Source organism: Brevundimonas sp. UBA6550 (assembly GCF_002434505.1).
Classification (GTDB): domain Bacteria; phylum Pseudomonadota; class Alphaproteobacteria; order Caulobacterales; family Caulobacteraceae; genus Brevundimonas.
The window spans coordinates 290,266-311,447 of sequence record NZ_DJKE01000012.1 but is presented as its reverse complement, the minus strand read 5'-3'; the positions used below and the strand labels follow the sequence as shown (position 1 = coordinate 311,447).

Here is a 21,182-nt window from a genome sequence, read left to right as displayed (position 1 = left end):
CTTTGGTTTTGTCGTTGCGGCGCGGCCGCTACACGGAAGGCGGGGCGTAGTCCGCACGACGTGCGGGACGCATTGAAAGAAGCGAGTTTTCGGTTTGTCGGTCAGGAACGACCATCACGAACGCACCATCGTCGCGCCGGCCATCATCGCCGGCGTGGGGGTGCACACCGGCCGCCGGGTGCGGCTGGCGGTTCGGCCCGCGCCCTCGGGCACGGGCATCGTCTTCGTGCGCACCGACGTGACCGACCGCGACAATCGCATTCCGGTCTCGGGCGAGGCCGTGGTGGATGCGCGCCTGAACACCATGATCGCCAATGGCGACGACGTGCGCCTGTCGACCATCGAGCATCTGATGGCGGCCTTCTCGGCCCTGGGCGTGTCGAACGCCGTGGTCGAGGTGGACGGGCCGGAACTGCCGATCCTGGACGGATCGGCGCTGGATTTCGTCAACCTGTTGGACCGGGCGGGTTTCCGCCCGCAGCCGCAGCCGCAGCGCTATATCGAGATCCTGGAGACGGTCCATGTGGTCGAGGGCGACAAGCACGCCGCCCTGATGCCATGCGACCGTTTCGAGATGCGGTTCGAGATCGATTTCCCGTCCAAAGTCATCGGCAATCAGGTCATCGACTTCGTCGTGGACGAGGCGACCTTCCGGCGCGAGATCATGGCGTGCCGCACCTTCGGTTTCGCCCATGAGGTCGAGGCGCTGCGCAAGGCCGGCCTGGCGCGTGGCGGTTCGCTGGAGAACGCCGTGGTGATCGACGGCGACGACATCCTGAACCCCAGCGGCCTGCGGATGGAGCGCGAGTTCGTGCGACACAAGGCGCTGGACGCCATCGGCGATCTGTATGTGCTGGGCGCGCCGCTGCTGGGTCGTTACGAAGGCTACAAGGCGGGGCACGCCCTGAACAACAAACTGGTTCGCGCGCTTCTGGCCGCCCCGCACGCCTGGCGCGAAGTGACGCGCGTGCCGGAACTGGCGCAGGCCGGCTAGGCCCCGATTACCGAAATCAGCCGGCCGAAATCCGGTTCGTTGTGCTGGAAGGCGCGGCGGTTGGAGAAGAACCGGTCGGCGTCCGCACAGGTGTCGTGGCCGGTCCAGACGGCCTGACCCACGCCGGCCTGCTGCAGCCGCCACAGCACGAAGCCGGGCAGGTCGAACTGGCGCTTGTCGTCGGTTTCGCCGGGATGGAAGAAGCGGTCGCTGCCGGGATCGTGGTGGATGAAGCGGTCTTCGAAATCCACGCCGACCTCATAGCTGGCGGACGCGATACAGGGTCCGACCACGGCCAGGATGCGGCGCGGTTCGGCCCCCAGGGCCTGCATGGCCGAGACGGCGGAGTGGACCACCCCGCCCAGGGCGCCCTTCCAGCCGGCGTGGACGGCGGCGACGATGCGGGTTTCGGGATCGGCCATCAGGATCGGCGCGCAATCGGCGGTCAGGACGGAACACAGCAGGCCGGGCTCGGCCGAGACGACGGCGTCGCCTTCCGGCCGGTCGCCGTTCCAGGGGCCTTCCGCCACGCGGGCCACGGCGGAGTGGATCTGATAGCAGCCGTTCAGATGGCCCGGCTCGGTCCCGAAATGGGCGGCGACACGGCGACGGTTCTCCGCAACGGCGGTTGGATCGTCCTTTGAGCCGACGCCGGCGTTCAGCCCCTCGTAGATGCCGGTCGAGACGCCGCCGGCGCGGGTGAAGAAGCCGTGGGGGACGCCGGCGGCGGTCAGCAGCGGATGGGTGATGGGGGCCAGGTCGGTCATGTCCGCCCTTCTATCAGACGTCCCAGCCGGGCACGACCAGGGCGCGGGGCGCGAAAATGGCGGCGGCCTTGAACAGGACGCCCATCTGATCGTCGGCGGTCAGGCGATGAAGCTGGCGGTCGATCACCGGCGCGGCTGCCGGCCGGGCGGTCTTCAACGCCTCGGCGCGGGCGTGAACGCCCAGGCGGCGCAGGAACTCGCCCTGAGACAGGCAGCCGGTCACGTCGGCCCCGGTGTGGACGGCGGCCTCCTGGACGGCGGGGAAGTCGGCCCATTGCGTCAGGTCCGCCGCGCCGGGATCGGCCAGGGGATCGACCTTCTGGTGACGATAGAGGGCCTGGAGCGTATCGCCCGCCTCGGGTCGGGCGCGGCCATAGTCGATCAGCAGGGCGGCGCCGGATGCGGCTTTCACCAGCAGGCCCAGGTCGCGGCCGAAGATCGCCTGCTGGTCCGAAATCTCGACCACGCCGCCGGGCGCCACGTCGAAGTCCGGCTTGCTGAAGCCGCCGGTGATGGCGGTCAGGCCGGAGATCAGTTCGCCCCGGTCGTCCACGCCGATGCGACGCTCGGCCCAGCCGTCTTCGGTGCGCACGAACTGGCGTGCGGGCAGGCAGTCCAGCACCTCGTTGGCGATCAGGATGACAGGGGCGTCGGTGTCGATCCGGGCCAGATCCCGCACCCAGCGCGGCGACAGGTCGGCGCCGGCCAGGGCCCTGGCCTGCAGGTCGCGCAGAGGGGCGCTGGGTTCGATCAGGATCAGGTCGCAGGCTTCCAGAAAGCCGGGCGCGAGGCGGGCGGCGCGCAGGGCGTCACTCATCAATGTGCCGTCGCCGGGCCCCACCTCGACCATGCGGAACCGCTCTGGCGCGCCCAGCCGGTTCCAGGTCTCGACCGCCCACAGGCCGATCAGTTCGCCGAACATCTGGCTGATCAGGGGGGCGGTGATGAAGTCGCCGCCTTCTCCCAGGGCCGGGCGCGAGGCGTAGTAGCCGCTCTTGGGATCGTGCAGGCAGCGGGTGACGTAGTCGGCGACCGTCATCGGACCCGTCAGGGCGATCTCGCGCGCCAGACGGACCTTCAGGGCTTCGGCCTGGCTCATGCCTCGGCGGCGGCCGGCGGACGCTTCCAGGCGCGCCAGATCAGCCAGGCGCCGACCAGGATCATCGGGATCGACAGCATCATCCCCATGGTCAGGCCCAGCGGGAAGTTCGGCATGCCGAAGTCGGGCTCGCGCACATTCTCCAGCGCGGCGCGGCAGACGCCGTAGCCGAGCAGAAACAGGCCGGTGATGTAGCCGGGCTTCTTCAGCAGATCGAACTTCCAGATTCCGATGGACAGGACGGAGAACAGGACGACGCCCTCCAGCCCCGCCTCGTAAAGCTGGCTGGGATGGCGCGGCGCGGTTCCGGCGGGGCAGAAGCCGTACATCTGTTCGATGCGCGCATTGCAGAAGCGGATGGCCCAAGGAACGGTCGTCTCGCGGCCCCACAGCTCGCCGTTTATGAAGTTGGCCAGCCGGCCGAACATCAGGCCGATCGGCACGACCGGCGCGACCAGATCGCCTAGACGCAGCATGTCGATCTTCTGGCTGCGAGAATAGAGGACGATGGCCAGACAGACGCCCAGGAAGCCGCCGTGGAAGCTCATTCCGCCGGTCCACAACTGAAACAGCTCGAACCGTTCACCCAGCGTCTGGCCGGTGAACAGTTGGCCATACATGACCGGCTTGTAGAACAGGGCGTAGCCCAGCCGTCCGCCCAGGATGATGCCCAGCACGATCCACAGCACCAGGTCGTCCAACTGGTTGGAGGTGATCGGCGCCTTGCCCGGCGCCCACAGTCGCTGCGTCTTGGCCAGGCGCGCCGCATACCACCAGCCCAGCACGATGCCGGCCACATAGGCCAGGGCGTACCAGCGGATCGGCAGCGGCCCCAGGTGGATCAGAACCGGGTCGAATTCGGGAAAGGGCAAGGGGCGTTCCTGTGAAGGGCGGTCTCTGAAGGCGGTTTAGCAAGCGGCGCTGCGTCCGTCGCCTGTGAAGACGCATCGCGACGCCTTGATGGCGGACCCGAAGCAGCAGAAAGAAAGGTTTCGTTCACCATAGTCGGTGAACCTTCGTTAACGACGTCAAGGTCGGAGGCCGCCATGCAGACCCGCAATCCCATCCTGGACGAGTTCGCCAAGCTGACGACCGGCGCCATGGGCCTTGCCCAGGCGGCGGGCGAAGAGGCCAAGACCGCCTGGCGCGCCCAGGCCGACCGGATCGCCGCAGAGATGGACTTGGTCCGTCGCGACGAGTTCGATGTGCTTAAGGACGAGATCGCAGCCCTGCGCGCCGAGATCGCGGAGTTGAAGGCCGCCAAGGCGCCGGCCGCGAAGCCTGTGGGGGGAACGTCCACAGATGGAACTCAACCCGGGGACGCAGCCGGTTGAGCCGAATCTGCGAACAGGCTTACCGTTCTGTTAACGCCCGCGATTCTCGCGGACGCAGCTCGAATCGAGACTTTTGATGGATATCGCCCGGCCAGAGGGAATGGACGTGCCGTTCGACCCGCTTGAGGTCGTCGAGCATGTCCTGACGGCCGAGAACCTGCCTTTCGACCGCACCGACGACGGCGACCTGGCCTTCGCCCTGGCCGGCGACTGGAAGGACTATGAGCTGTGGTTCGCCTGGCGGCCCGAGGGCGACTGCCTTCAGCTGTGCTGCGCCCTGGACCTGAAGGTGGCCAAGAGCCGCAAGACGGCGGCCTATGAACTGGTCGGTCTGATCAATCAGCGCACCTGGATGGGCCATTTCGAGGTCTGGGCCGAGGATGGCGAGATCGTCTTCCGCCACTCCCTGGCCCTGCCGATGGGCGAACGCCCGACCCTGGCCCAGGCGGCGTCCATGATCGACGCGGCCATCGAGGCCTCGGACCGCTATTATCCGGCGTTCGACTTCATGGTGCGCGGGAACAAGAAGCCGCAGGAGGCCATCGACGCCTGCCTGTTCGAGACCGTCGGCACCGCCTGATGACCGTTCCGGGGCCTGTCGTTCTGGTCGGGTGCGGCCGGTTGGGATCGGCCATTCTGGAAGGCTGGCTGCTGACCGACACGGTGGCGGCCCAGGACGTGATCATTCTCAGCCCGTCGGAGAAACCGGCCGCCGAGGCGGCGCGGGCTAGGGGCGCGCGGATCAATCCGCCGCTGGAGGCGCTGACCGAGGCGGCGGTGATCGTTCTGGCGGTGAAGCCGGCGATCTGGCGCGCGGTGATGGCCCCGCTGGCGCCCTTCCTGAACGATCAGGCGGTGATCCTGTCTGTGATGGCGGGCGTTACGGCGCCCAGTCTGGCGGAAGGGATCGGCGGCTGGCCCATCGTGCGGGTCATGCCGACCACGGGGGTGTCGCGGGGACGCGGCGTCGCCTCTGTCTGGTCCGCCGACCCGAGGGCGGAAACGCTGGGGCGCCATCTGTTCGCGGCGATGGCCGAAACGGTCGTTCTGACGGACGAAGCCCTGATGGACGCGGCGACGGCGGTGGCCGGATCGGGCGCGGCCTATTTTTACGCCTTCACCGAAGCCCTGGCGCGGGCGGGGGAGGCGGCCGGTCTGGACGCGACGACCGCCGACATCCTGGCGCGCGCCACCCTGCGCTCGGCGGCGGATTCGATGGGCGACGATGCGCTGGACGCCTTGATCGGCCGTATCGCCTCGCCCGGCGGTTCGACCCGCGCGGGGCTGGACGCCCTGGATCGGGACGGTCGTCTGCAGACGATGCTGGACGACACGGTTGCGGCGGCGGTGCGCCGCAACCGCGAAATGGGCGCCTAGATCGAGGCGTTAGAAGCGGCCGCGCTCGATCTGATCGCCGAACCGCTCGAAGGCGCGGTCGGCGTCGCGCCAGACGCCGTAGCCCCAGACGTCGCGCAGATCCGGCGTGAAATAGGAATAGTCGACCGGCCGGGTCTGACCGTCCGCCAGCACGATCTCGCCCTTGATCGCAGCTCCGCCGATGGAGACGCTGCGGATCGGATCGAGGCCGGGGGTGCGGCGAACCTGTTCGATGGTCGGGCGGTTGGGCTTCAGATCGACCAGCACCAGATTGGCCGTCGCGCCGGGATAGCGCTGGGCCAGGGCCTTGCCGACCTCGGATTGCAGACCGGCGATCTGCTGGCTGACGTCGCGGTCGCCCAGCTTGTCGACCTCGCGCCGAAGTTCGGGACCGACCGTGACGTTGACGGTCGGAGCGGGGGCTTGCGCCTGGGCGATGGCGGCGGCGGCGAGGGTGGCCGCCAGCGGCGCGAAGAAGGCGAGTTTACGCATCACTATGATCTCCTGGCCCTGTCCCGCCTAAGATGACCCCGAACCCCCGGTTTCGCTAGGGGTACGCAAAGGAATCCGCGCGGTTCAGGCGCTTTCGACGATGGAGACCGCGCCCGGCAAGCGCACGGTCGCCTTCAGACCCCCTAGGTCGCTGCGGTCCAGGGTGACGTCGCCGCCGTGGGCGCGCGCCACGTCGCGGGCGATGGCCAGGCCCAGGCCGACGCCCTTGCGGTTCTGATTGCGCGACTCGTCCAGTCGCGAGAAGGGGCGGAAGGCTTCGTCGTACATCGCCTCTGGAATGCCAGGGCCGTCGTCCTCGACCACCACCTCCAGCCCGCCGGAGGTCAGGGCGCGCGCCGACAGCCGCACGTGTTCGCCGTGCGAGGCGGCGTTGCCGGCCAGGTTCACCACCGCGCGCTTGAAGGCCAGGGGGCGCAGCGAGGCGGTCATGCCCTCTGGCACGGACACCTCGACCACGGCGCCGGCGCGCCGGGCGTCCTCGGCCGCCGCCTTCAGCAGGTCGGAGATGGAGACGGGTTTGGGCGGCTCGCCCGCCTCGCCGCGCGCGAAGTCGAGGTATTCGTCGATCATATGCTCCATCTCGTCCAGGTCGCCGCGCATGGCGGCCTGACGCTTGAACGGCGGGGCCAGCGCCAGTTCGAGGCGCAGACGAGTCAGGGGCGTCCTCAGATCGTGGCTGACGGAGGCGAGCAGGGCGGTGCGCTGGTCGATGTGGCGCTGGATGCGGTCGCGCATGGCCATGAAGGCGACGGCGGCGACGCGGACCTCTCGCGCGCCGTGCGGCTTGAAGCGGGGCACCGTCTCGCCGCGCCCGAAGGCCTCGGCCGCATCGGCCAGCCGCTCGATGGCTCGGACCTGATTGCGGATGAACAGGATGGCCACGCCCATCAGCAGCACGGTCGCGATGGTCAGCCACAGCACGAAGATATGGGCCTGGGTCGCCACCGCCCGCTCGCGCGGGGCGATGATGCGAAGCACGCCCTGCGGCTCCTGCACCTGAATGTCGACATAGGCGGGGTAGCGGGTGGTGTCGAACCAGTAGGGGCGGTCCAGCCGCGCATCCAGCGCCCGGTCCAGCACCCGGTCCACCACGCCGATGGCGCCGCGCCGCGTCTCGGTCGGCAGGGTGCGGCCTTCCTGCAGTACGATGGACAGGGACATGGAGCGTTCGGCCCGGTCGGCCAACTTGTCCAGATTGGCCTGGGTCGGGTCGTCCTCATAGCTCTGGACCGCCCAGGCGATGTCGCCGGCCAGTCCCTCGGACAGGCGCGCCGTCACGGTCTGCCAGTGGGCGTCGAAGAAGACCCACGTCACCGCCATCTGCATGACCAGCACCGGCAGGACGATGATCAACAGCGACCGACCCCACAGCGAGGTCGGCAGGCGCCGCTTCAGAAACCGCGGCCACAGATAGGCAGGCAGAAGCCGCATGGCGTCGCGTCGCGCCTCAGTCGGGGGCCAGCATATAGCCGACGCCGCGCACCGTCTGCAGATAGCGCGGGTTCTTGGGATCGACCTCCAGCTTGCGGCGCAGGCGCGTGACCTGAACGTCCACGGCGCGGCCGGTGATGTCGGCGGTGTCGGGCGACAGGCTCATGCGCTCGACCGGGGCGTGGGCGTGAAGGGCCAAGGTCTTGAGCAGTTGCGCCTCGGCTTCGGTCAGGCGCTGGGGGGCGCCGTCGCGCGTCAGCTCCAGCCGCTCCATGTCGAAGACGGCGGCGCCCAGCTTGATCTCCTTGGGGCCGATGGGCTTGCCCCCCGTGCGGCGCAGGATTGCGTCGATGCGCAGCACCAGTTCGCGCGGCTCGAACGGCTTGGACATATAGTCGTCGGCGCCGCGCGACAGACCCTCGATGCGGTCTTCGGGATCGCCCCGCGCGGTCAGCAGCAGTACCGGCGTCTTGGACAGTTCCGCCTTGCCGCGGACCCAGGAGGTCAGGTCCAGGCCGCTTTCGCCCGGCATCATGACGTCCAGCACGACCAGGTCGAACTCGATCAACTCCATCATCCGCTTGGCGGCGGCGGCGTGGGCGGCGCCGGTGACCCGGTAGCCCTCGCGTGCCAGGAATTCCTTCAGCAGTTCGCGGATGCGATCGTCGTCGTCGACGATCAGCAGATGGCGCCCAACGCCGGGGCCGGCGATGGGGCCCGAACGGCCATGCGGACGCGATTCCGTCATGCTCATGCGACGTTTCCCCCGCTCCGGGCGTTGACCTGAACGATTCGTGAGGCTCTAAGACCGTCAGTTTCGCGGGAGACGTATTTCAATGGCCTTCGTTCCTTTCGACGATCGTGACGGCTGGATCTGGGTGAATGGCGATTTCGTTCCTTGGAGGGAAGCGAAAACGCACGTTCTGACCCACGCTCTGCACTATGGCTCGTCGGTATTCGAGGGTGAGCGTATGTATGGCGGCGAAATCTTCAAGCTCACCCAGCATTCGGAGCGCCTGAAGCGGTCCGCGAACCTGCTCGATTTCGAGATACCCTACAGCGTCGCCGAAATCGACGCCCTGTGTAACGAAACCTGCGCCAAGAACGGTCTGACCGACTGCTACGTGCGTCCGGTCGCCTATCTGGGGCCTGAGCAGACCAGCGTCTCGGCCCTGAACAACAATGTCCACTTGGCCATCGCCGTGTGGGACTGGCCCAGCTATTTCGACCCGGAGGTCAAGGCGCGCGGCCTGAAGCTGGAATGGTCCAAGTGGCGTCGCCCCGATCCGGCGACGGCCCCGACGACGGCCAAGGCGGCGGGTCTGTACATGATCTGCACAATGTCCAAGAACTCGGCCGAGCGGCGCGGGTTCGCCGACGCCCTGATGCTGGACTGGCGCGGCTATGTCGCCGAGGCGACCGGCGCCAACGTCTTCTTCGTCAAGGACGGCGTCATCCACACGCCCAAGGTTGACCACATCCTGGACGGCATCACCCGCCAGACCGTCATCGAGATCGCCCGGTCCAAGGGCATCGAGGTGGTGGTGCGCGACATCCTGCCGGAAGAACTGTCCGACTTCTCGGAATGCTTCCTGACCGGCACGGCCGTCGAGGTCACGCCGGTCGCCGAGGTGGGCGACTATCGCTTCACCCCCGGCGCGTTGTCGCTGGACCTGATGGATCACTACGGCAAGCTGGTGCGCGGCCAGCTTTAAGGATCAGGCGCCGATCAAGGGCTTTTGACCTTGATCGGCGCAAGCCCCTTGGCGGCGCTGGCCAAGCGGCGGTCGAAGGTGAGGAAGACCTCGCAATCCTTCGCCTTGGCCAGGTGCAGGGCGTCGGCGAAGTCCATGCCCGCCTCATGCCAATCCAGCGCCCGCGCCAAGGCCAACGGTTCTTCCATCGTCACGCCCGCCAAGCCGGCGAGGGCCCGCAGAGCCGCTCCGATGCGCGACGCCTCAAAGCCGTAGCCGCTACGCAGCACCCACTCGGTTTCCAACAGGACCGTTGTGGCGATGAAGATATCGCCCGCCGTGATGACCGCGCGCGAGGCCTGCGCCTGAACTGGATCGTCGCCGGTCAGGAAGCGAACGACCACATTGGTGTCAATCGCGCGCACGGCGCTTCGCCTCGGCGGCGACGGCCGCATTCATGTCCTCGATGGTCAAGGCCGGTCCCTGGTGCGCCAGGACGCCGAAAACCTCCTCCGTCGTCGTGGCGGGAAAGGTTCTGGCGGGTTTCAGCAACACGCCGTCGGCGGTGTCCTCCACCGTCAACCGCGTTCCTGCGGGCCAACGCAGGTGATCCCGCAGAGGCTTGGGCAGAATGACCTCACCCTTGGTGGAGACCACGGTGGTCAGAATTTCCTTGGCGGCTGCCATTATGACCTCATGTAAGACAAATGTAAGATAGTCTTTGCTGGACACAAAGCAAGGCGACCCCTTGCGAGATGCGACATATTGGCCTTCAAGCGGGATCAAATCCGCACGCAGCGGATACGGGAATCGTCTTTCATGTTCAGCCTTCTGAACCTCCAGAGCCTGCTGGGTCTGGTCGTCATCGTCGCGGTCTGCTGGGCGATCTCGGAGAACCGGCGCGCTTTTCCCTGGCGGCTGACGCTCGGGGCCATCGCGGTGCAGGCCGGGCTGGTGCTGGCGCTGTTCGCCATTCCCGGTTCGCAAGGGGTGCTGGCGGCGGTGACGGGGGCGGTGGATGGTCTGGCGGTGGCGACGACCGAAGGCACCAAGTTCGTGTTCGGCTATCTGGCCGGCGGTGACCAGCCCTATGCGGTGCAGAACCAGGGCGCCCTGTTCACCTTCGCCTTTCAGGTGCTGCCGCTGATCCTGGTGATCTCGGCCCTGTCGGCCCTGCTGTGGCACTGGAAGATCCTGAAGTGGATCACCCTGGGCTTCGGCTTCCTGTTCCAGAAGACGATGGGATTAGGCGGCGCCTCGGCCCTGGCCGTCGCGGCCAACATCTTTCTGGGCATGATCGAAAGCCCGATCGTCATTCGCGCCTATCTGGACAAGCTGACCCGTTCGGAAATCTTCCTGATGATGGTGGTGGGCCTGGCCACTGTCGCCGGTTCGACCATGGTGGCCTATGCGACCATACTGTCGCCGGTTCTGCCCAATGCGGCGGGCCACGTCCTGGTCGCCTCCATCGTCTCGGCGCCGGCCGGGGTCCTGCTGGCTCGCATCATCATCCCTGAGAAAGAGGGCATGGGCGGCGCCGTCGCCGACTACGATTCCGCGCTGAAGTACGACAGCGCCATCGACGCCATCGTGAAGGGCACGTCGGACGGGCTGATGGTGGTGTTGAACATCTCGGCCGTTCTCATCGTGTTCGTCGCCCTGGTCGCCCTGGCCAACGTCATGCTGGGCGGCTTGGTGGTGTTCGACGCGCCGCTGACGGTCGAGCGGATGCTGGGCTGGATCTTCGCCCCCGTCGCCTGGCTGATCGGGGTGGAGTGGAAAGACGCCGACGTCGCCGGCTGGCTGCTGGGCGTCAAACTGACCTTGACCGAGTTCGTCGCCTTCATCGACCTGGGCAAGGTGCCGGCGGGCGAGATGACGGAGCGGACGCGGATGCTGATGACCTACGCCCTGTGCGGTTTCGCCAACATCGGCTCGGTCGGCATTACGGTGACGGGCCTGTCGGTTCTGATGCCCGAGCGGCGCGAAGAGGTTCTCGGCATGATCTGGAAGGGGCTGTTCGCCGGCTTCCTGGCCACGTTGATGACCGCCGCCATCGTGGGCGCCTTGCCCGCCGCGGTGTTCGGAAGCTAGCCTTTCGCTCCATCGTCTTCGACCAAGAGGGTCGCGCCATGAAGCTGTACACGTCCAATCGCGCGCCCAACCCGCGCCGGGTCCGCTGGGTCATGGCCGAGAAGGGCGTCGCCGATGTCGAGATGGTCGAGATCGACATCATGGCGGGCGAGCACAAGAAGCCTGCCTTCCGCGACCGCGTCGGCGTGCCCCACCTGCCGGCGCTGGAGTTGGACGACGGGACGATCCTGTCGGAATCCATCGCCATCTGCCGCTATCTGGAGGCGCTGCACCCCGAGCCGAACCTGTTCGGGCGCGATCCCTTGGAACAGGCCGAGGTCGAGATGTGGACGCGGCGGTGCGAATTCTATCTGGCCACGCCGATCATGCTGAACGTGCGCCACACCCACCCGGCGCTGGCGGCCCTCGAGGCGACGCAGACGCCTCAGATCGCCGAATACAATCGCCTGTCCGCCGAGCGGTTCATGAAGACGCTGGACGCCCATCTGGCGACGCGGACCTTCCTGGCGCTGGACCGGTTCACCATCGCCGACATCGTGGGCGTGGTGGGTCTGGATTTCGCGCGACTGGTCAAATACAGCCCCCCGGCCGAGTTCGCGCATCTGGCGCGCTGGCTGGAGACCTGCCGCGCGCGCCCGGCGGCCAAGGCCGGGGTCTGAGCCGACCATGCGCGCCCTGGCCCCGTCGCATCAGGCGTTGGCCCTGTCGCTGGCGGTGCTGGCCGGCTACGTCGACAGTCTGGGCTTCCTGCAACTGGGCGGCGTGTTCGTCTCCTTCATGAGCGGCAACTCCACCCGTCTAGCGGCCAGCCTGGCCGAGGGGCGATGGGCGGCGGCGCTGGGCCTCGCCGGCATTCTGATCCTGTTCGTCATGGGATCGTTCTGCGGCGCCCTGATCGCGCGCGGGCAGGAGAAGCGATCACGCAGCCGCGTTCTGGCGTTCGAGGGCGTTCTGCTGACGCTGGCGGCGGCTGCGGCCGGCCTGGGATACAAGCCGATCGCCATCGGCCTGATGGTCATGGCGATGGCGACAGAGAATTCGGTCTTCCTGCGCAACGGAGAGGCGGCCGTCAGCCTGACCTATATGACCGGAACCCTGGTCAAGCTGGGCCAGAGTCTGGCCGCCGCCGCGACGGGCGGCGAGCGGTGGGCGTTCGCACCCTATCTGGTCCTGTGGGCCGGGCTGACGGGCGGAGCGGTCGTGGGCGCCCTGACCTTCGGCCGGCTGGGGCTGGCGGCGCTGTGGCCGGCGGCGGCCTTCGCCTTCGTGCTGGCCGCTGTGACCCGGTTCAGCCGCGCGGCGTGAACTTTCGGATCACGCCCGAGAAGGTCATCAGCAGCCGCTCGCCCGTGTTGATCTGGCCCCGCACGAAGATCAGGCTCTTGCCCGCCTTGGTCACCTGGCCCGTCGCCTCGATCAGTTCGCCGACATAGCCGCCGTCGATGAAGGTCGAGTCCAGTTGCACCGTGACGCCCGACGCGCCCTCCATCTCCTGATAAGCGATCTGGAACATGGCGATGTCGGCGAAGGTCATCAGACAGCCGCCGTGCATCCGCCCGCCCGCGTTCATATGCTTCTGCTCGGCGCGGAAGGCGCAGCGCATATGTCCATCGGGGTCGGGCCGGCCATAGAAGGGGCCGACCACGGTGTCGAAGGTGTCGTGCAGATCATAGGTCTGCCAACCGGCGAACTCGCCCTCGGTGATGGTGATTTTCTTCGGCATGCAGACTCGGCCTTACTTCTGGGCGTGCGGTGCAGCATATAGGCGCAATGAGCGATCCGATCGAAACCGCAATCCTGAATAAAATCGCCTCCCTTGAGCCGGGCAAGAGCATCGAGCCCGCCGAAGTGGCCAAGACGCTACAGCCCGAACAATGGCAGCGGATGCTGCCCAAGGTGCGCGCGGCCGCCTTGGCCCTGATGCGTCAGGGCAAGCTGACCATCACCAAGAAGGGCAAGGCCGTCGATCCCGACGACTTCAAGGGGGTCACGCGCCTGCGTCAGGCCACGCCGGAAGAGGCGGCCCTGGCGCTGAGCCGCCGTCCGCCGGTCGTCGACCAGGACGATGACGACTGACCTCGACGAGATTCTTGCCGACATCCGCGCCTGCCGCGCCTGCGCCGGCGTGCTGCCGCATACGCCGCGCCCGGTGGTGCGGGTCTTTCCCGAGACGCGGCTGCTGATCTGCGGCCAGGCGCCGGGGCGGCGGGTGCATGAAAGCGGTCTGCCGTTCACCGATCCGTCCGGCGACCGGCTGCGCGACTGGATGGGCGTGGATTACGAGACCTTCTACGCCGACCGCCGCATCGGGGTGGCGGCCCAGGCCTTCTGCTATCCCGGAACCGCGCCGAAAGGCGGGGACTATCCGCCGCCGACACGGTGCGCGGACCTGTGGCGGCCGCAGCTGATGGACGCCTTGCCGCGCATGGAGCTGACCCTACTGATCGGAGGTTATGCCCAGGCCTGGGCGCTGGGCGACCGGGCCGGGCGCAACATGACGGAGACGGTGCGGGCGTGGCGAGACTATGCGCCGGACGTGCTGGTCCTGCCGCATCCGTCATGGCGCAATACGGCCTGGCTTAGGAAGAATCCGTGGTTCGAGGCCGAGGTCGTGCCCTATCTGCGGGAACGGGTGCGCGGCATTCTGACTTTCGCTGATCCAGCGACCATCGGGGCGCCGGGTCTTTCATGAGACGAGGGGTAGGGCGAATGGCGTCGAGGGTTTCCGGGCTGATCCCGCTGGCGGCGGCCCTGGCGTTGTCGGCCTGCGCCACGCCCCACATCCAGCCGCCCTTGACCCCGCCGCCGGGGTTCGTCGGGCCGCACGTTGAGGACAAGGCCCTGGTCATGTCCGACGGCGCCAGCCTGCCGCTGCTGCAATGGGGGCCCAAGGATCGGGCGCCCTGGGCGGTGATCGTGGCGCTGCACGGGATGAACGATCATGGGGCCAGCTTCCGCCTGGCCGGGCCGTGGTGGGCCGAGCAGGGGATCGAGACCTGGGCCTTCGATCAGCGCGGGTTCGGCGGCGCGCCGGGACGCGGGGTCTGGGCCGGTCAGCAGCGCATGACCGACGACGTTCGCGAGGCCGTGGCCATGGCGCGCGCCCGCTATCCCAACGCCGTCATCGCCGTGGTGGGCGAAAGCATGGGCGGCTCGGTCGCGGCCGCCGCCTTCGCCTCCGACAATCCGCCGGATGCGGATCGGGTCGTGCTGCTGTCGCCCGGCGTCTGGGGCTGGTCGTCGCAGGGGCCGTTCAACAGCGCGGCGATCACCCTGGCCGCGCGCGCTCTGGGCGATGTGGCGCTGGAGCCGCCGTCCTTCATCACGCGCGGCATTCACGCCTCGTCCAACACGCTGGAGCTGGTGCGGAACGGGCGCGACCCCCGCAGCATACTGGCGACGCGGTTCGACACCATCTACGGCCTGGTCGATCTGATGGAGACCTCGGCGCAGAACCTGGGCCGCATTCGCGGCGACGCCCTGCTGATGTACGGCGCCAACGACGAGGTGGTGAAGCGCGATCAGATGCGCGCGGCCCTGCGTCGCGCCCAGGCGCAAGGCGGGACGCTGCAGACCGCCTGGTATCCCCACAGCTGGCATCTGCTGGATCGCGATCTGGATGCGGAGATCGTCTATCGCGACGTGGCCGCCTGGCTGCGCGATCCCAAGGCGCCGCTTCCGTCAGGCGCGCCGGCGGTTCTGCCCCAGCTGGAGGCGCAGCCCAGCCGCGCCCGCCCCCACTCTTAACGCGACGTTTACCATCCAGGCGGCATTTTCTGCCTAGCGGGGCGTAGGCATCTCCCGCGAGTTTGGGGCGGGATCGCGTGGGCGGCTTTACGGCGGCGTTGCAGAAGTTCGGGATCGGCCGCTTGGCGGCGGTCCTCGGCGTCGCCGCCGGCGTGGCCGCCGTGCTGGTCGCCGTCATGCTGCGCATGGGCCAGGCGCCCGACGCGCTGCTCTATTCCAACTTGGACCTGCGCGAGGCCGGCGAGATCACCGCCGCCCTGGACCAGGCCAACATCAAATATTCGTCCAAGGGCGACGGCTCGACCATCATGGTCAACCGCGACGAGGTGGGCACGGCCCGCATGTTGGTCGCCGGCAAGGGATTGGTGACGTCGGGCTCGGTCGGCTACGAGCTGTTCGACAACCAGTCGGTTCTGGGCCAGACCGAGTTCCAGCAGCAACTGAACGAACAGCGCGCCCTGCAGGGCGAGCTGTCGCGCACCATCATGTCGATGCGCGGCATCACCGCCGCCCGCGTCCACATCACCCTGCCGCGCCGCGAAATGTTCACCTCCGCCGCCGGAGAGCCGACCGCCGCCGTCCTGGTGGGCGTGGGCGGGCGCGATCTGAGCGGCGATCAGGTGCGGGCGATCCGCAATCTGGTGGCCTCGTCCGTGCCGAATCTGAAGCCCGATCGCGTCACCGTGGCGGACCAGAACAACCGCACCCTGGCCGCCGGCAACGACGATCAGGGCTTCAACTCCGCCTCGGCCGAAGAGGCCAAGGGCAACGCCGAGGCCCAGCTTCAGGCCCGCATCAAGGATATCGTCGAGGGCGTCGTGGGCGTGGGCGCCGCCCGCGTCCAGGTCACGGCCGACATCGACCACAGCCGTTCCACCACCCAGGAGCAGAAGTTCGATCCCGACGGCCAGGTGGTGCGTTCGACCACCACCAACGGCTCGCAGTCCAGCGACACGACGGGGCAGCCGGACGGCGGAGTGACGGCGACCAACAACATCCCCGGCGGCGCCGCGCCCGCCGCGACCCCGGCCGGTTCGACCAACGCCCAGAACGCCGAGACCACCAACTACGAAATCTCCAACACCACCACGACCACGACCAAGGAGCCGGGCGAGGTCAGGAAATTGGCCGTCGCCGTCGCCGTGGACGGCAAGTGGACGCCCGCCAAGGACGGCAAGGGTGAGGCGATCTACGCCCCCCGCTCGGCCGAGGAGATCAACCAGATCAAGTCCCTGGTCGCCGCCGCCGCCGGCATTGACGAGAGCCGTGGCGACAAGATCGAGGTCATCAACGTCCGCTTCAACCACGACACCGGCATCGCCGGCGGTCTGGAGGGCGCCTCGTCGATGTTCGACTTCTCCAAGGACGACATCATGCGGGGCGTCGAACTGTTGGTGCTGCTGATCACCGGCGTGCTGCTGATCTTCTTCGTCCTTCGGCCGCTGCTGAAGACGGCGGCGGGCGGAACGAACCTGCCGGCGGTGGTGTCCCCGGCCGGCGTGCCGGTGACGGCGGTGACGACCACCATCATCGGCCCGGACGGTCAGCCGCAGCTGGTCCAGCTGCCTTCGCCCAGCGAGATGGAGCAGAAGATCGACATCGCCCGCATCGAGGGTCAGGTGAAGGCGTCCTCGGTCAAGAAGGTCGCCGACTTCGTCCAGTCGCATCCTGACGACGCGGCCGGCATACTGCGCACCTGGGTGGCCGAAGGCTGATGGCGAAGCTGGTCAACAAGAAGGCCTCGATCGACGACGCCAACAAGCTGTCGGGCCCCGAGAAGGCGGCCGTCATCTTGCTGGCGCTGGGCGAGGAGCATACCGCCCTGTGGGAGCGGCTGGACGACGACGAGGTCAAGGAAATCTCCCAGGCCATGGCGACCCTGGGCAATGTCACGGCCGAGGCGGTCGAGGCGTTGTTGATCGAGTTCGTGTCCGGCTTGTCCGGCTCCGGTTCGGTGATGGGCAGCTATGAGCAGACGCAAAGACTGCTGGCCGCCTTCTTGCCCAAGGAGCGCGTCGATGGGCTGATGGAGGAGATCCGCGGTCCGGCCGGCCGCACAATGTGGGACAAGCTGGGAAATGTGAACGAGGCGGTGCTCGCCAACTATCTGAAGAACGAATACCCCCAGACCGTGGCGGTGATCCTGTCCAAGGTCCGCACCGACCATGCCGCCCGCGTGCTGACCAGCCTGCCCGAGGACTTCGCCCTGGAATGCGTGCAGCGGATGCTGCGCATGGAGCCGGTGCAGCGCGAAATCCTGGACAAGATCGAGGCGACGCTGCGCACCGAGTTCATGTCCAACCTGGCGCGCACCTCCAAGCGCGACAGCCACGAGATGATGGCCGACATCTTCAACAGCTTCGACCGTCAGACCGAGGCGCGCTTCATCGGCGCGCTGGAGGAACGCAACCGCGAATCCGCCGAACGCATCCGCGCCCTGATGTTCGTGTTCGAGGACCTGTCCAAGCTGGACCCCGGCGGGGTGCAGACCCTGTTGCGCGGCGTGGACAAGGATTCGCTGGGTCTGGCGCTGAAGGGCGCCTCGGAAGGGCTGCGCGAGATGTTCTTCTCCAACATGTCCGAGCGCGCCTCCAAGATCATGCGCGAGGACATGGAATCCATGGGGCCGGTGCGTCTGAAGGATGTGGACGCCGCCCAGATGGCCATGGTCCAGGTCGCCAAGGATCTGGCCGCCAAGGGCGACATCATGCTGGCCGGCCAAGGCGTCGACGACGAGTTGATCTACTGACATGATTGCCCCCGCCCCCGATCGCCGCCCCTTCGTCTTCGACACCGAGTTCGACGCGGACGGCGCCGTCGTGCGCCCCAGCGCCTGGACGCCGACCAAGCGCGCCTATCTGCCCGCAGAGGTGGACGCCCTGGTGGCGCAAGGGCGGTTGGAGGCGCGTCAGCAGGCCCTGGGCGAGATCGAAAACATCCGCGCCATGGCCCTGACCAACATCGCCCAGGCGGTCGCCTCGGCCATGCCGACCCTGCGGGCTGCGGCCCAGGCGCATCGGGAACAGTCTGCCGACCTGGCCCTGGCCGCCGCCCGCGCCATCGCCGGCGCGGCGCTGGATCGGTTCCCCCATGCGCCGTTGAAGGCCGCGCTGGAGATGCTGGCGCAGGAGATCGACGCCTCGCCCCGTCTGGTGGTCCGCGCCTCGAGCCTGGACGAGGCCGCGCGCGGACTGATCGAACAGGCCTGCGCCGACAGCGGCTTCACCGGCGCGGTCGCCTTCCGAGACGAGCCGGGCCTGCATCCCGCCGCCTTCCAACTGGAATGGGCGGACGGCCGCGCCGATCATGATCCGCAGATGTCCGCCCAGCGCGTCGCCGAGGCCCTGACCGCCGCCCTGGCGGCCGAGGCCGGACACGCCGAAACCCTTCCCGTCGACCGGAGTATGTTCTGATGGCGTCCGACGATCTGGCCCTGGAGGAATTCTCCGCCCTGTCCGATCTGCCGGCGGTGGACGACGCGGGCGAAAAGACCGCCGCCGATCTGGCCACCGTCTTCGACGTGCCGGTCAACATCTCGGCCGTGCTGGGCAAATCCCACATGTCGGTGGCCCAGTTGCTGAAGCTGAACAAGGGGTCGGTGCTGGAGCTGGACCGCAAGGTCGGCGAGGCCATCGACATCTTCGTCAACAACCGCCTGATCGCGCGCGGCGAGGTCGTCGTCGTCGACGACCGGCTGGGCGTGACCATGACGGAAATCATCAAGACCGAGGATTCGGGCGTCTGAAGCAATGCCGCGCAGGCATTGCGCAGCAGGAACGACGGCGACCGGCTTTAGAGATTAGAGGAGAAGAACGATGCGTCTTCTGGTGGTAGGCAGACTGAGCGGCCAGCTGGCTTCGGCGGTCAAGATGGCCATGGCGCACGGCGCCAAGGTCAATCACGTCGAGCGCGCCGATCAGGCGACCGAGCAGTTGCGGCGGGGGCAGGGCGCGGACCTCTTGATGGTCGACTATCAGCTGGACATCGCCGCACTGATCGCCGCCAACGAGGCCGAGCGGATCACCATTCCGGTGGTGGCCTTCGGCGTCGACGCCGATGCCCGCGAGGCCGCGGCGGCCATCAAGGCGGGGGCCAAGGAGTTCATCCCGCTTCCGCCCGACGCCGAACTGATCGCCGCGGTCCTGTCGGCCGTCGCCGACGACGAAAAGCCGATGATCTCGGCCGATCCGTCGATGAAGGCGGTGTTGCAACTGGCCGACCAGGTCGCGCGCTCGGAAGCCTCCATCCTGATCACCGGCGAAAGCGGCGTCGGCAAGGAGGTGATGGCGCGTTATCTGCACGAGCATTCGCGCCGGTCCGAACGCCCGTTCATCAGCGTCAACTGCGCCGCCATTCCCGACAATCTGCTGGAATCCGAACTGTTCGGCCATGAGAAGGGCGCCTTCACCGGCGCCGTCGCGCGCCGGATCGGCAAGTTCGAGGAGGCCGACGGCGGCACCCTGCTGCTGGACGAAATCAGCGAAATGGACGCCCGGCTGCAGGCCAAACTGCTGCGCGCGATTCAAGAGCGGGTCATCGACCGTGTGGGCGGCTCCAAGCCCGTCTCCGTCAACATCCGCATCATCGCCACCTCCAACCGCGACCTCTCCAAGGCCGTGGCGGAAGGCGTGTTCCGCGAAGACCTGCTGTATCGGCTGAACGTGGTGAACCTGCGCCTGCCGTCCCTGCGCGAACGGCCCGGCGACATCGGCGTGCTGGCCGATCACTTCATCAAGAAATACGCCGCCGCCAATGGCGTGCCGGTTCGCCCCATGTCGGCCGCCGCGCGCCAGGCCATCGTCGCCCATCGCTGGCCCGGCAACGTTCGCGAGCTGGAAAACGCCATGCACCGGGCGGTGCTGCTGGCGGTCGGGCCGGAGATCGACGTGGACGCCATCCGCCTGCCGGATGGTCAGCCGCTGGGCGGCATGGGCGGGGGCGTGATGGCGGGCCAGGCCTATGAGGCGCCGCAAGGCGGAATAGCCGCCCGCGCGGCCCAGGCCGCCGACGCCGTGACCCGCAGCTTCGTCGGCCAGACGGTGGCGGCGATGGAGAAGACCCTGATCCTGGACACACTGACCCACTGTCTGGGCAACCGCACTCATGCGGCCAACATCCTGGGCATCTCGATCCGCACCCTGCGCAACAAGCTGAACGAATACGCCGACGAGGGTGCGGCCATCCCGGCGCCCCAGAGCGGGGTTTCCGCCTCGGGCTATGCGGCCTGACGGCATGGGACGGGGCTTTGATCGCAGGACGTTGATCGGCGGCGCGGGCGCGATGACGCTCGTCGGCTGCTATCCGAAGCGCGAAAAGCCTCAGGCCGAGGACGACCAGCCCGAGTTTCTACTCGCCGATCTGGAAGCGCGCCACGGCGGTCGGCTGGGCGTGGCGGCGCTCGACGTCGGCAGCCAGCGCCGCGTGTCCTGGCGCGGGCAGGAGCGTTTCCCCTTCTGCTCGACCTTCAAGGCCTTTCTGGCCGTCGCCGTCCTGGAGCGGGTGCAGCGCGACGAGGAGCAGCTGGACCGCGCCGTGCCGGTCGTTCGCGCCGACATGATCCCCCATGCGCCCGTGACCGAAAAGGCCATCGGCCGCACCCTGACCATCCGCGAGCTGATGCAGGCCGCCGTGGAGGTCAGCGACAATCCGGCCGCCAACATCCTGATCCGTGAAATGGGCGGAATCGCCGTATGGCGTTCGTGGTGGCCGACGTTCGGCGACACCACCACACTGATCTCGCGCCTGGAGCCGGACCTGAACACCGCCCTGCCCAATGATCCGCGCGACACCTGCCTGCCGGACCAGAGTCTCGCCAATATTCGCGAGTTGGCCTTCGGCGACCGGCTGATCCCGACGCACGACCAGATGATCCAGGGCTGGATGACGGCCTCGCCGACCGGCCCGAACCGCATCAAGGCCGGCGCGCCGCAGGGCTGGACCGTCGCCCACAAGACCGGCACGGGTGCGAACGGAACCGCCAACGATGTCGGCGTGGCCTTCCCCCTGTCTGGGGCCCCGGTGATCCTGGCGACCTATTTCACCGGCGCGACCCAGGCGAGCGACGATCAGCGCGACGCGGTGATCGCCGAGGCGACCCGTCGCGTCTTCAGGGCGCTGGGCCGTGACTGATAC

Annotated in this window: 26 protein-coding genes; 17 read left to right on the top strand and 9 right to left on the bottom strand. The window is 67.9% G+C overall.

The genetic code is table 11. The annotated features are described in order from the left end of the window. Nucleotides 1-94: 94 nt before the first annotated feature. The gene (gene lpxC / locus B3Z70_RS14940; protein ID WP_292021008.1) at nt 95-994 is read left to right on the top strand and encodes a UDP-3-O-acyl-N-acetylglucosamine deacetylase; all 900 of its coding nucleotides are present in this window, start codon (nt 95-97) and stop codon (nt 992-994) included. On the opposite strand, the gene pgeF is transcribed toward lpxC, so the two are convergent. From pgeF to lgt, 3 genes are read right to left on the bottom strand one after another with little or no spacing between them, the layout of a single operon-like run. Continuing rightward, nucleotides 991-1,761, bottom strand: a complete 771-nt coding sequence (pgeF, locus tag B3Z70_RS14935) for a peptidoglycan editing factor PgeF (protein ID WP_292021011.1) — start codon at nt 1,759-1,761, stop codon at nt 991-993. The genes lpxC and pgeF overlap by 4 nt on opposite strands. Before the next feature lie 13 nt (nt 1,762-1,774). After that, nucleotides 1,775-2,860 carry a class I SAM-dependent methyltransferase gene (locus B3Z70_RS14930; protein ID WP_292021013.1) on the bottom strand — a complete coding sequence of 362 codons (1,086 nt, stop codon included), beginning with the start codon at nt 2,858-2,860 and terminating at the stop codon, nt 1,775-1,777. Then, nucleotides 2,857-3,732 (bottom strand): prolipoprotein diacylglyceryl transferase, encoded by an 876-nt coding sequence (gene lgt / locus B3Z70_RS14925; RefSeq protein WP_292021015.1) that lies wholly within the window; start codon nt 3,730-3,732, stop codon nt 2,857-2,859. Before lgt ends, B3Z70_RS14930 begins: the two co-directional genes overlap by 4 nt. A 174-nt stretch (nt 3,733-3,906) precedes the next feature. On the opposite strand from lgt, the gene B3Z70_RS14920 reads away from it, so the two are divergent. The 3 genes from B3Z70_RS14920 to B3Z70_RS14910 all read left to right on the top strand — a co-directional run bounded on the left by B3Z70_RS14920 (nt 3,907) and on the right by B3Z70_RS14910 (nt 5,571). After that, nucleotides 3,907-4,194, top strand: a complete 288-nt coding sequence (locus B3Z70_RS14920; RefSeq protein WP_292021018.1) for an accessory factor UbiK family protein — start codon at nt 3,907-3,909, stop codon at nt 4,192-4,194. A gap of 76 nt (nt 4,195-4,270) precedes the next feature. Then, on the top strand, nt 4,271-4,774 hold the full coding sequence (locus B3Z70_RS14915; protein ID WP_292021019.1) for a YbjN domain-containing protein: 504 nt from the start codon (nt 4,271-4,273) through the stop codon (nt 4,772-4,774). Further along, nucleotides 4,774-5,571 carry a pyrroline-5-carboxylate reductase family protein gene (locus B3Z70_RS14910; RefSeq protein WP_292021021.1) on the top strand — a complete coding sequence of 266 codons (798 nt, stop codon included), beginning with the start codon at nt 4,774-4,776 and terminating at the stop codon, nt 5,569-5,571. Before B3Z70_RS14915 ends, B3Z70_RS14910 begins: the two co-directional genes overlap by 1 nt. A 9-nt stretch (nt 5,572-5,580) precedes the next feature. Here the strand turns inward: B3Z70_RS14910 and B3Z70_RS14905 are convergent, their stop codons facing one another. From B3Z70_RS14905 to B3Z70_RS14895, 3 genes are all read right to left on the bottom strand, one after another. Then, complete coding sequence (locus B3Z70_RS14905; RefSeq protein WP_292021023.1) at nt 5,581-6,063, bottom strand: hypothetical protein; 483 nt, start codon at nt 6,061-6,063, stop codon at nt 5,581-5,583. Nucleotides 6,064-6,147: 84 nt separating this feature from the next. Further along, nucleotides 6,148-7,515 (bottom strand): ATP-binding protein, encoded by a 1,368-nt coding sequence (locus B3Z70_RS14900; protein WP_292045814.1) that lies wholly within the window; start codon nt 7,513-7,515, stop codon nt 6,148-6,150. 16 nt (nt 7,516-7,531) lie between these two features. After that, on the bottom strand, nt 7,532-8,263 hold the full coding sequence (locus tag B3Z70_RS14895) for a response regulator (protein ID WP_265149629.1): 732 nt from the start codon (nt 8,261-8,263) through the stop codon (nt 7,532-7,534). Between the two features lie 88 nt (nt 8,264-8,351). On the opposite strand from B3Z70_RS14895, the gene B3Z70_RS14890 reads away from it, so the two are divergent. Further along, on the top strand, nt 8,352-9,230 hold the full coding sequence (locus tag B3Z70_RS14890; RefSeq protein ID WP_292045813.1) for a branched-chain amino acid aminotransferase: 879 nt from the start codon (nt 8,352-8,354) through the stop codon (nt 9,228-9,230). Between the two features lie 14 nt (nt 9,231-9,244). On the opposite strand, the gene B3Z70_RS14885 is transcribed toward B3Z70_RS14890, so the two are convergent. Both B3Z70_RS14885 and B3Z70_RS14880 read right to left on the bottom strand, forming a co-directional pair. Beyond that, complete coding sequence (locus B3Z70_RS14885; protein ID WP_292021029.1) at nt 9,245-9,634, bottom strand: type II toxin-antitoxin system VapC family toxin; 390 nt, start codon at nt 9,632-9,634, stop codon at nt 9,245-9,247. Beyond that, on the bottom strand, nt 9,621-9,896 hold the full coding sequence (locus B3Z70_RS14880; RefSeq protein WP_292045812.1) for an AbrB/MazE/SpoVT family DNA-binding domain-containing protein: 276 nt from the start codon (nt 9,894-9,896) through the stop codon (nt 9,621-9,623). The genes B3Z70_RS14885 and B3Z70_RS14880 overlap by 14 nt, the downstream gene beginning before the upstream one ends. A 132-nt stretch (nt 9,897-10,028) precedes the next feature. Between B3Z70_RS14880 and B3Z70_RS14875 the strand changes: the two genes are divergently transcribed. Genes B3Z70_RS14875 through B3Z70_RS14865 form a run of 3 tightly spaced genes read left to right on the top strand, consistent with a single transcriptional unit; the run spans nt 10,029 to nt 12,608 of the window. After that, nucleotides 10,029-11,303, top strand: a complete 1,275-nt coding sequence (locus B3Z70_RS14875) for a NupC/NupG family nucleoside CNT transporter (protein WP_292021033.1) — start codon at nt 10,029-10,031, stop codon at nt 11,301-11,303. Between the two features lie 38 nt (nt 11,304-11,341). Further along, nucleotides 11,342-11,962 (top strand): glutathione S-transferase family protein, encoded by a 621-nt coding sequence (locus B3Z70_RS14870; protein ID WP_292021035.1) that lies wholly within the window; start codon nt 11,342-11,344, stop codon nt 11,960-11,962. Nucleotides 11,963-11,969: 7 nt separating this feature from the next. Further along, the gene (locus B3Z70_RS14865) at nt 11,970-12,608 is read left to right on the top strand and encodes a YoaK family protein (protein WP_292021037.1); all 639 of its coding nucleotides are present in this window, start codon (nt 11,970-11,972) and stop codon (nt 12,606-12,608) included. Here the strand turns inward: B3Z70_RS14865 and B3Z70_RS14860 are convergent. Next, nucleotides 12,592-13,026 (bottom strand): PaaI family thioesterase, encoded by a 435-nt coding sequence (locus tag B3Z70_RS14860; RefSeq protein ID WP_087119729.1) that lies wholly within the window; start codon nt 13,024-13,026, stop codon nt 12,592-12,594. The genes B3Z70_RS14865 and B3Z70_RS14860 overlap by 17 nt on opposite strands. Before the next feature lie 47 nt (nt 13,027-13,073). Between B3Z70_RS14860 and B3Z70_RS14855 the strand changes: the two genes are divergently transcribed. The 9 genes from B3Z70_RS14855 (at nt 13,074) to bla (ending at nt 21,179) form a co-directional block, all read left to right on the top strand. Beyond that, the gene (locus B3Z70_RS14855) at nt 13,074-13,379 is read left to right on the top strand and encodes a DUF3253 domain-containing protein (protein ID WP_292021039.1); all 306 of its coding nucleotides are present in this window, start codon (nt 13,074-13,076) and stop codon (nt 13,377-13,379) included. Further along, a complete protein-coding gene (locus tag B3Z70_RS14850; RefSeq protein ID WP_292021040.1) occupies nt 13,369-13,995 on the top strand; it encodes a uracil-DNA glycosylase family protein in 627 nt (208 codons plus the stop codon). The genes B3Z70_RS14855 and B3Z70_RS14850 overlap by 11 nt, the downstream gene beginning before the upstream one ends. 17 nt (nt 13,996-14,012) lie before the next feature. Then, a complete protein-coding gene (locus B3Z70_RS14845) occupies nt 14,013-15,050 on the top strand; it encodes an alpha/beta fold hydrolase (protein ID WP_292021042.1) in 1,038 nt (345 codons plus the stop codon). A gap of 77 nt (nt 15,051-15,127) precedes the next feature. Beyond that, nucleotides 15,128-16,765, top strand: a complete 1,638-nt coding sequence (gene fliF, locus B3Z70_RS14840) for a flagellar basal-body MS-ring/collar protein FliF (protein ID WP_292021111.1) — start codon at nt 15,128-15,130, stop codon at nt 16,763-16,765. Continuing rightward, entirely contained in the window at nt 16,765-17,799 is a 1,035-nt protein-coding gene (fliG, locus tag B3Z70_RS14835; RefSeq protein ID WP_292021044.1) for a flagellar motor switch protein FliG, read from the top strand. Before fliF ends, fliG begins: the two co-directional genes overlap by 1 nt. 1 nt (nt 17,800) lies before the next feature. Beyond that, on the top strand, nt 17,801-18,463 hold the full coding sequence (locus B3Z70_RS14830; protein ID WP_292021046.1) for a flagellar assembly protein FlbE: 663 nt from the start codon (nt 17,801-17,803) through the stop codon (nt 18,461-18,463). After that, nucleotides 18,463-18,795 carry a flagellar motor switch protein FliN gene (fliN, locus tag B3Z70_RS14825; RefSeq protein ID WP_292021048.1) on the top strand — a complete coding sequence of 111 codons (333 nt, stop codon included), beginning with the start codon at nt 18,463-18,465 and terminating at the stop codon, nt 18,793-18,795. Before B3Z70_RS14830 ends, fliN begins: the two co-directional genes overlap by 1 nt. 70 nt (nt 18,796-18,865) lie before the next feature. Beyond that, nucleotides 18,866-20,278, top strand: a complete 1,413-nt coding sequence (locus tag B3Z70_RS14820) for a sigma-54 interaction domain-containing protein (RefSeq protein WP_292021050.1) — start codon at nt 18,866-18,868, stop codon at nt 20,276-20,278. A 52-nt stretch (nt 20,279-20,330) separates the two neighbouring features. Next, complete coding sequence (gene bla / locus B3Z70_RS14815; protein ID WP_292021052.1) at nt 20,331-21,179, top strand: class A beta-lactamase; 849 nt, start codon at nt 20,331-20,333, stop codon at nt 21,177-21,179. Nucleotides 21,180-21,182 lie beyond the last annotated feature (3 nt).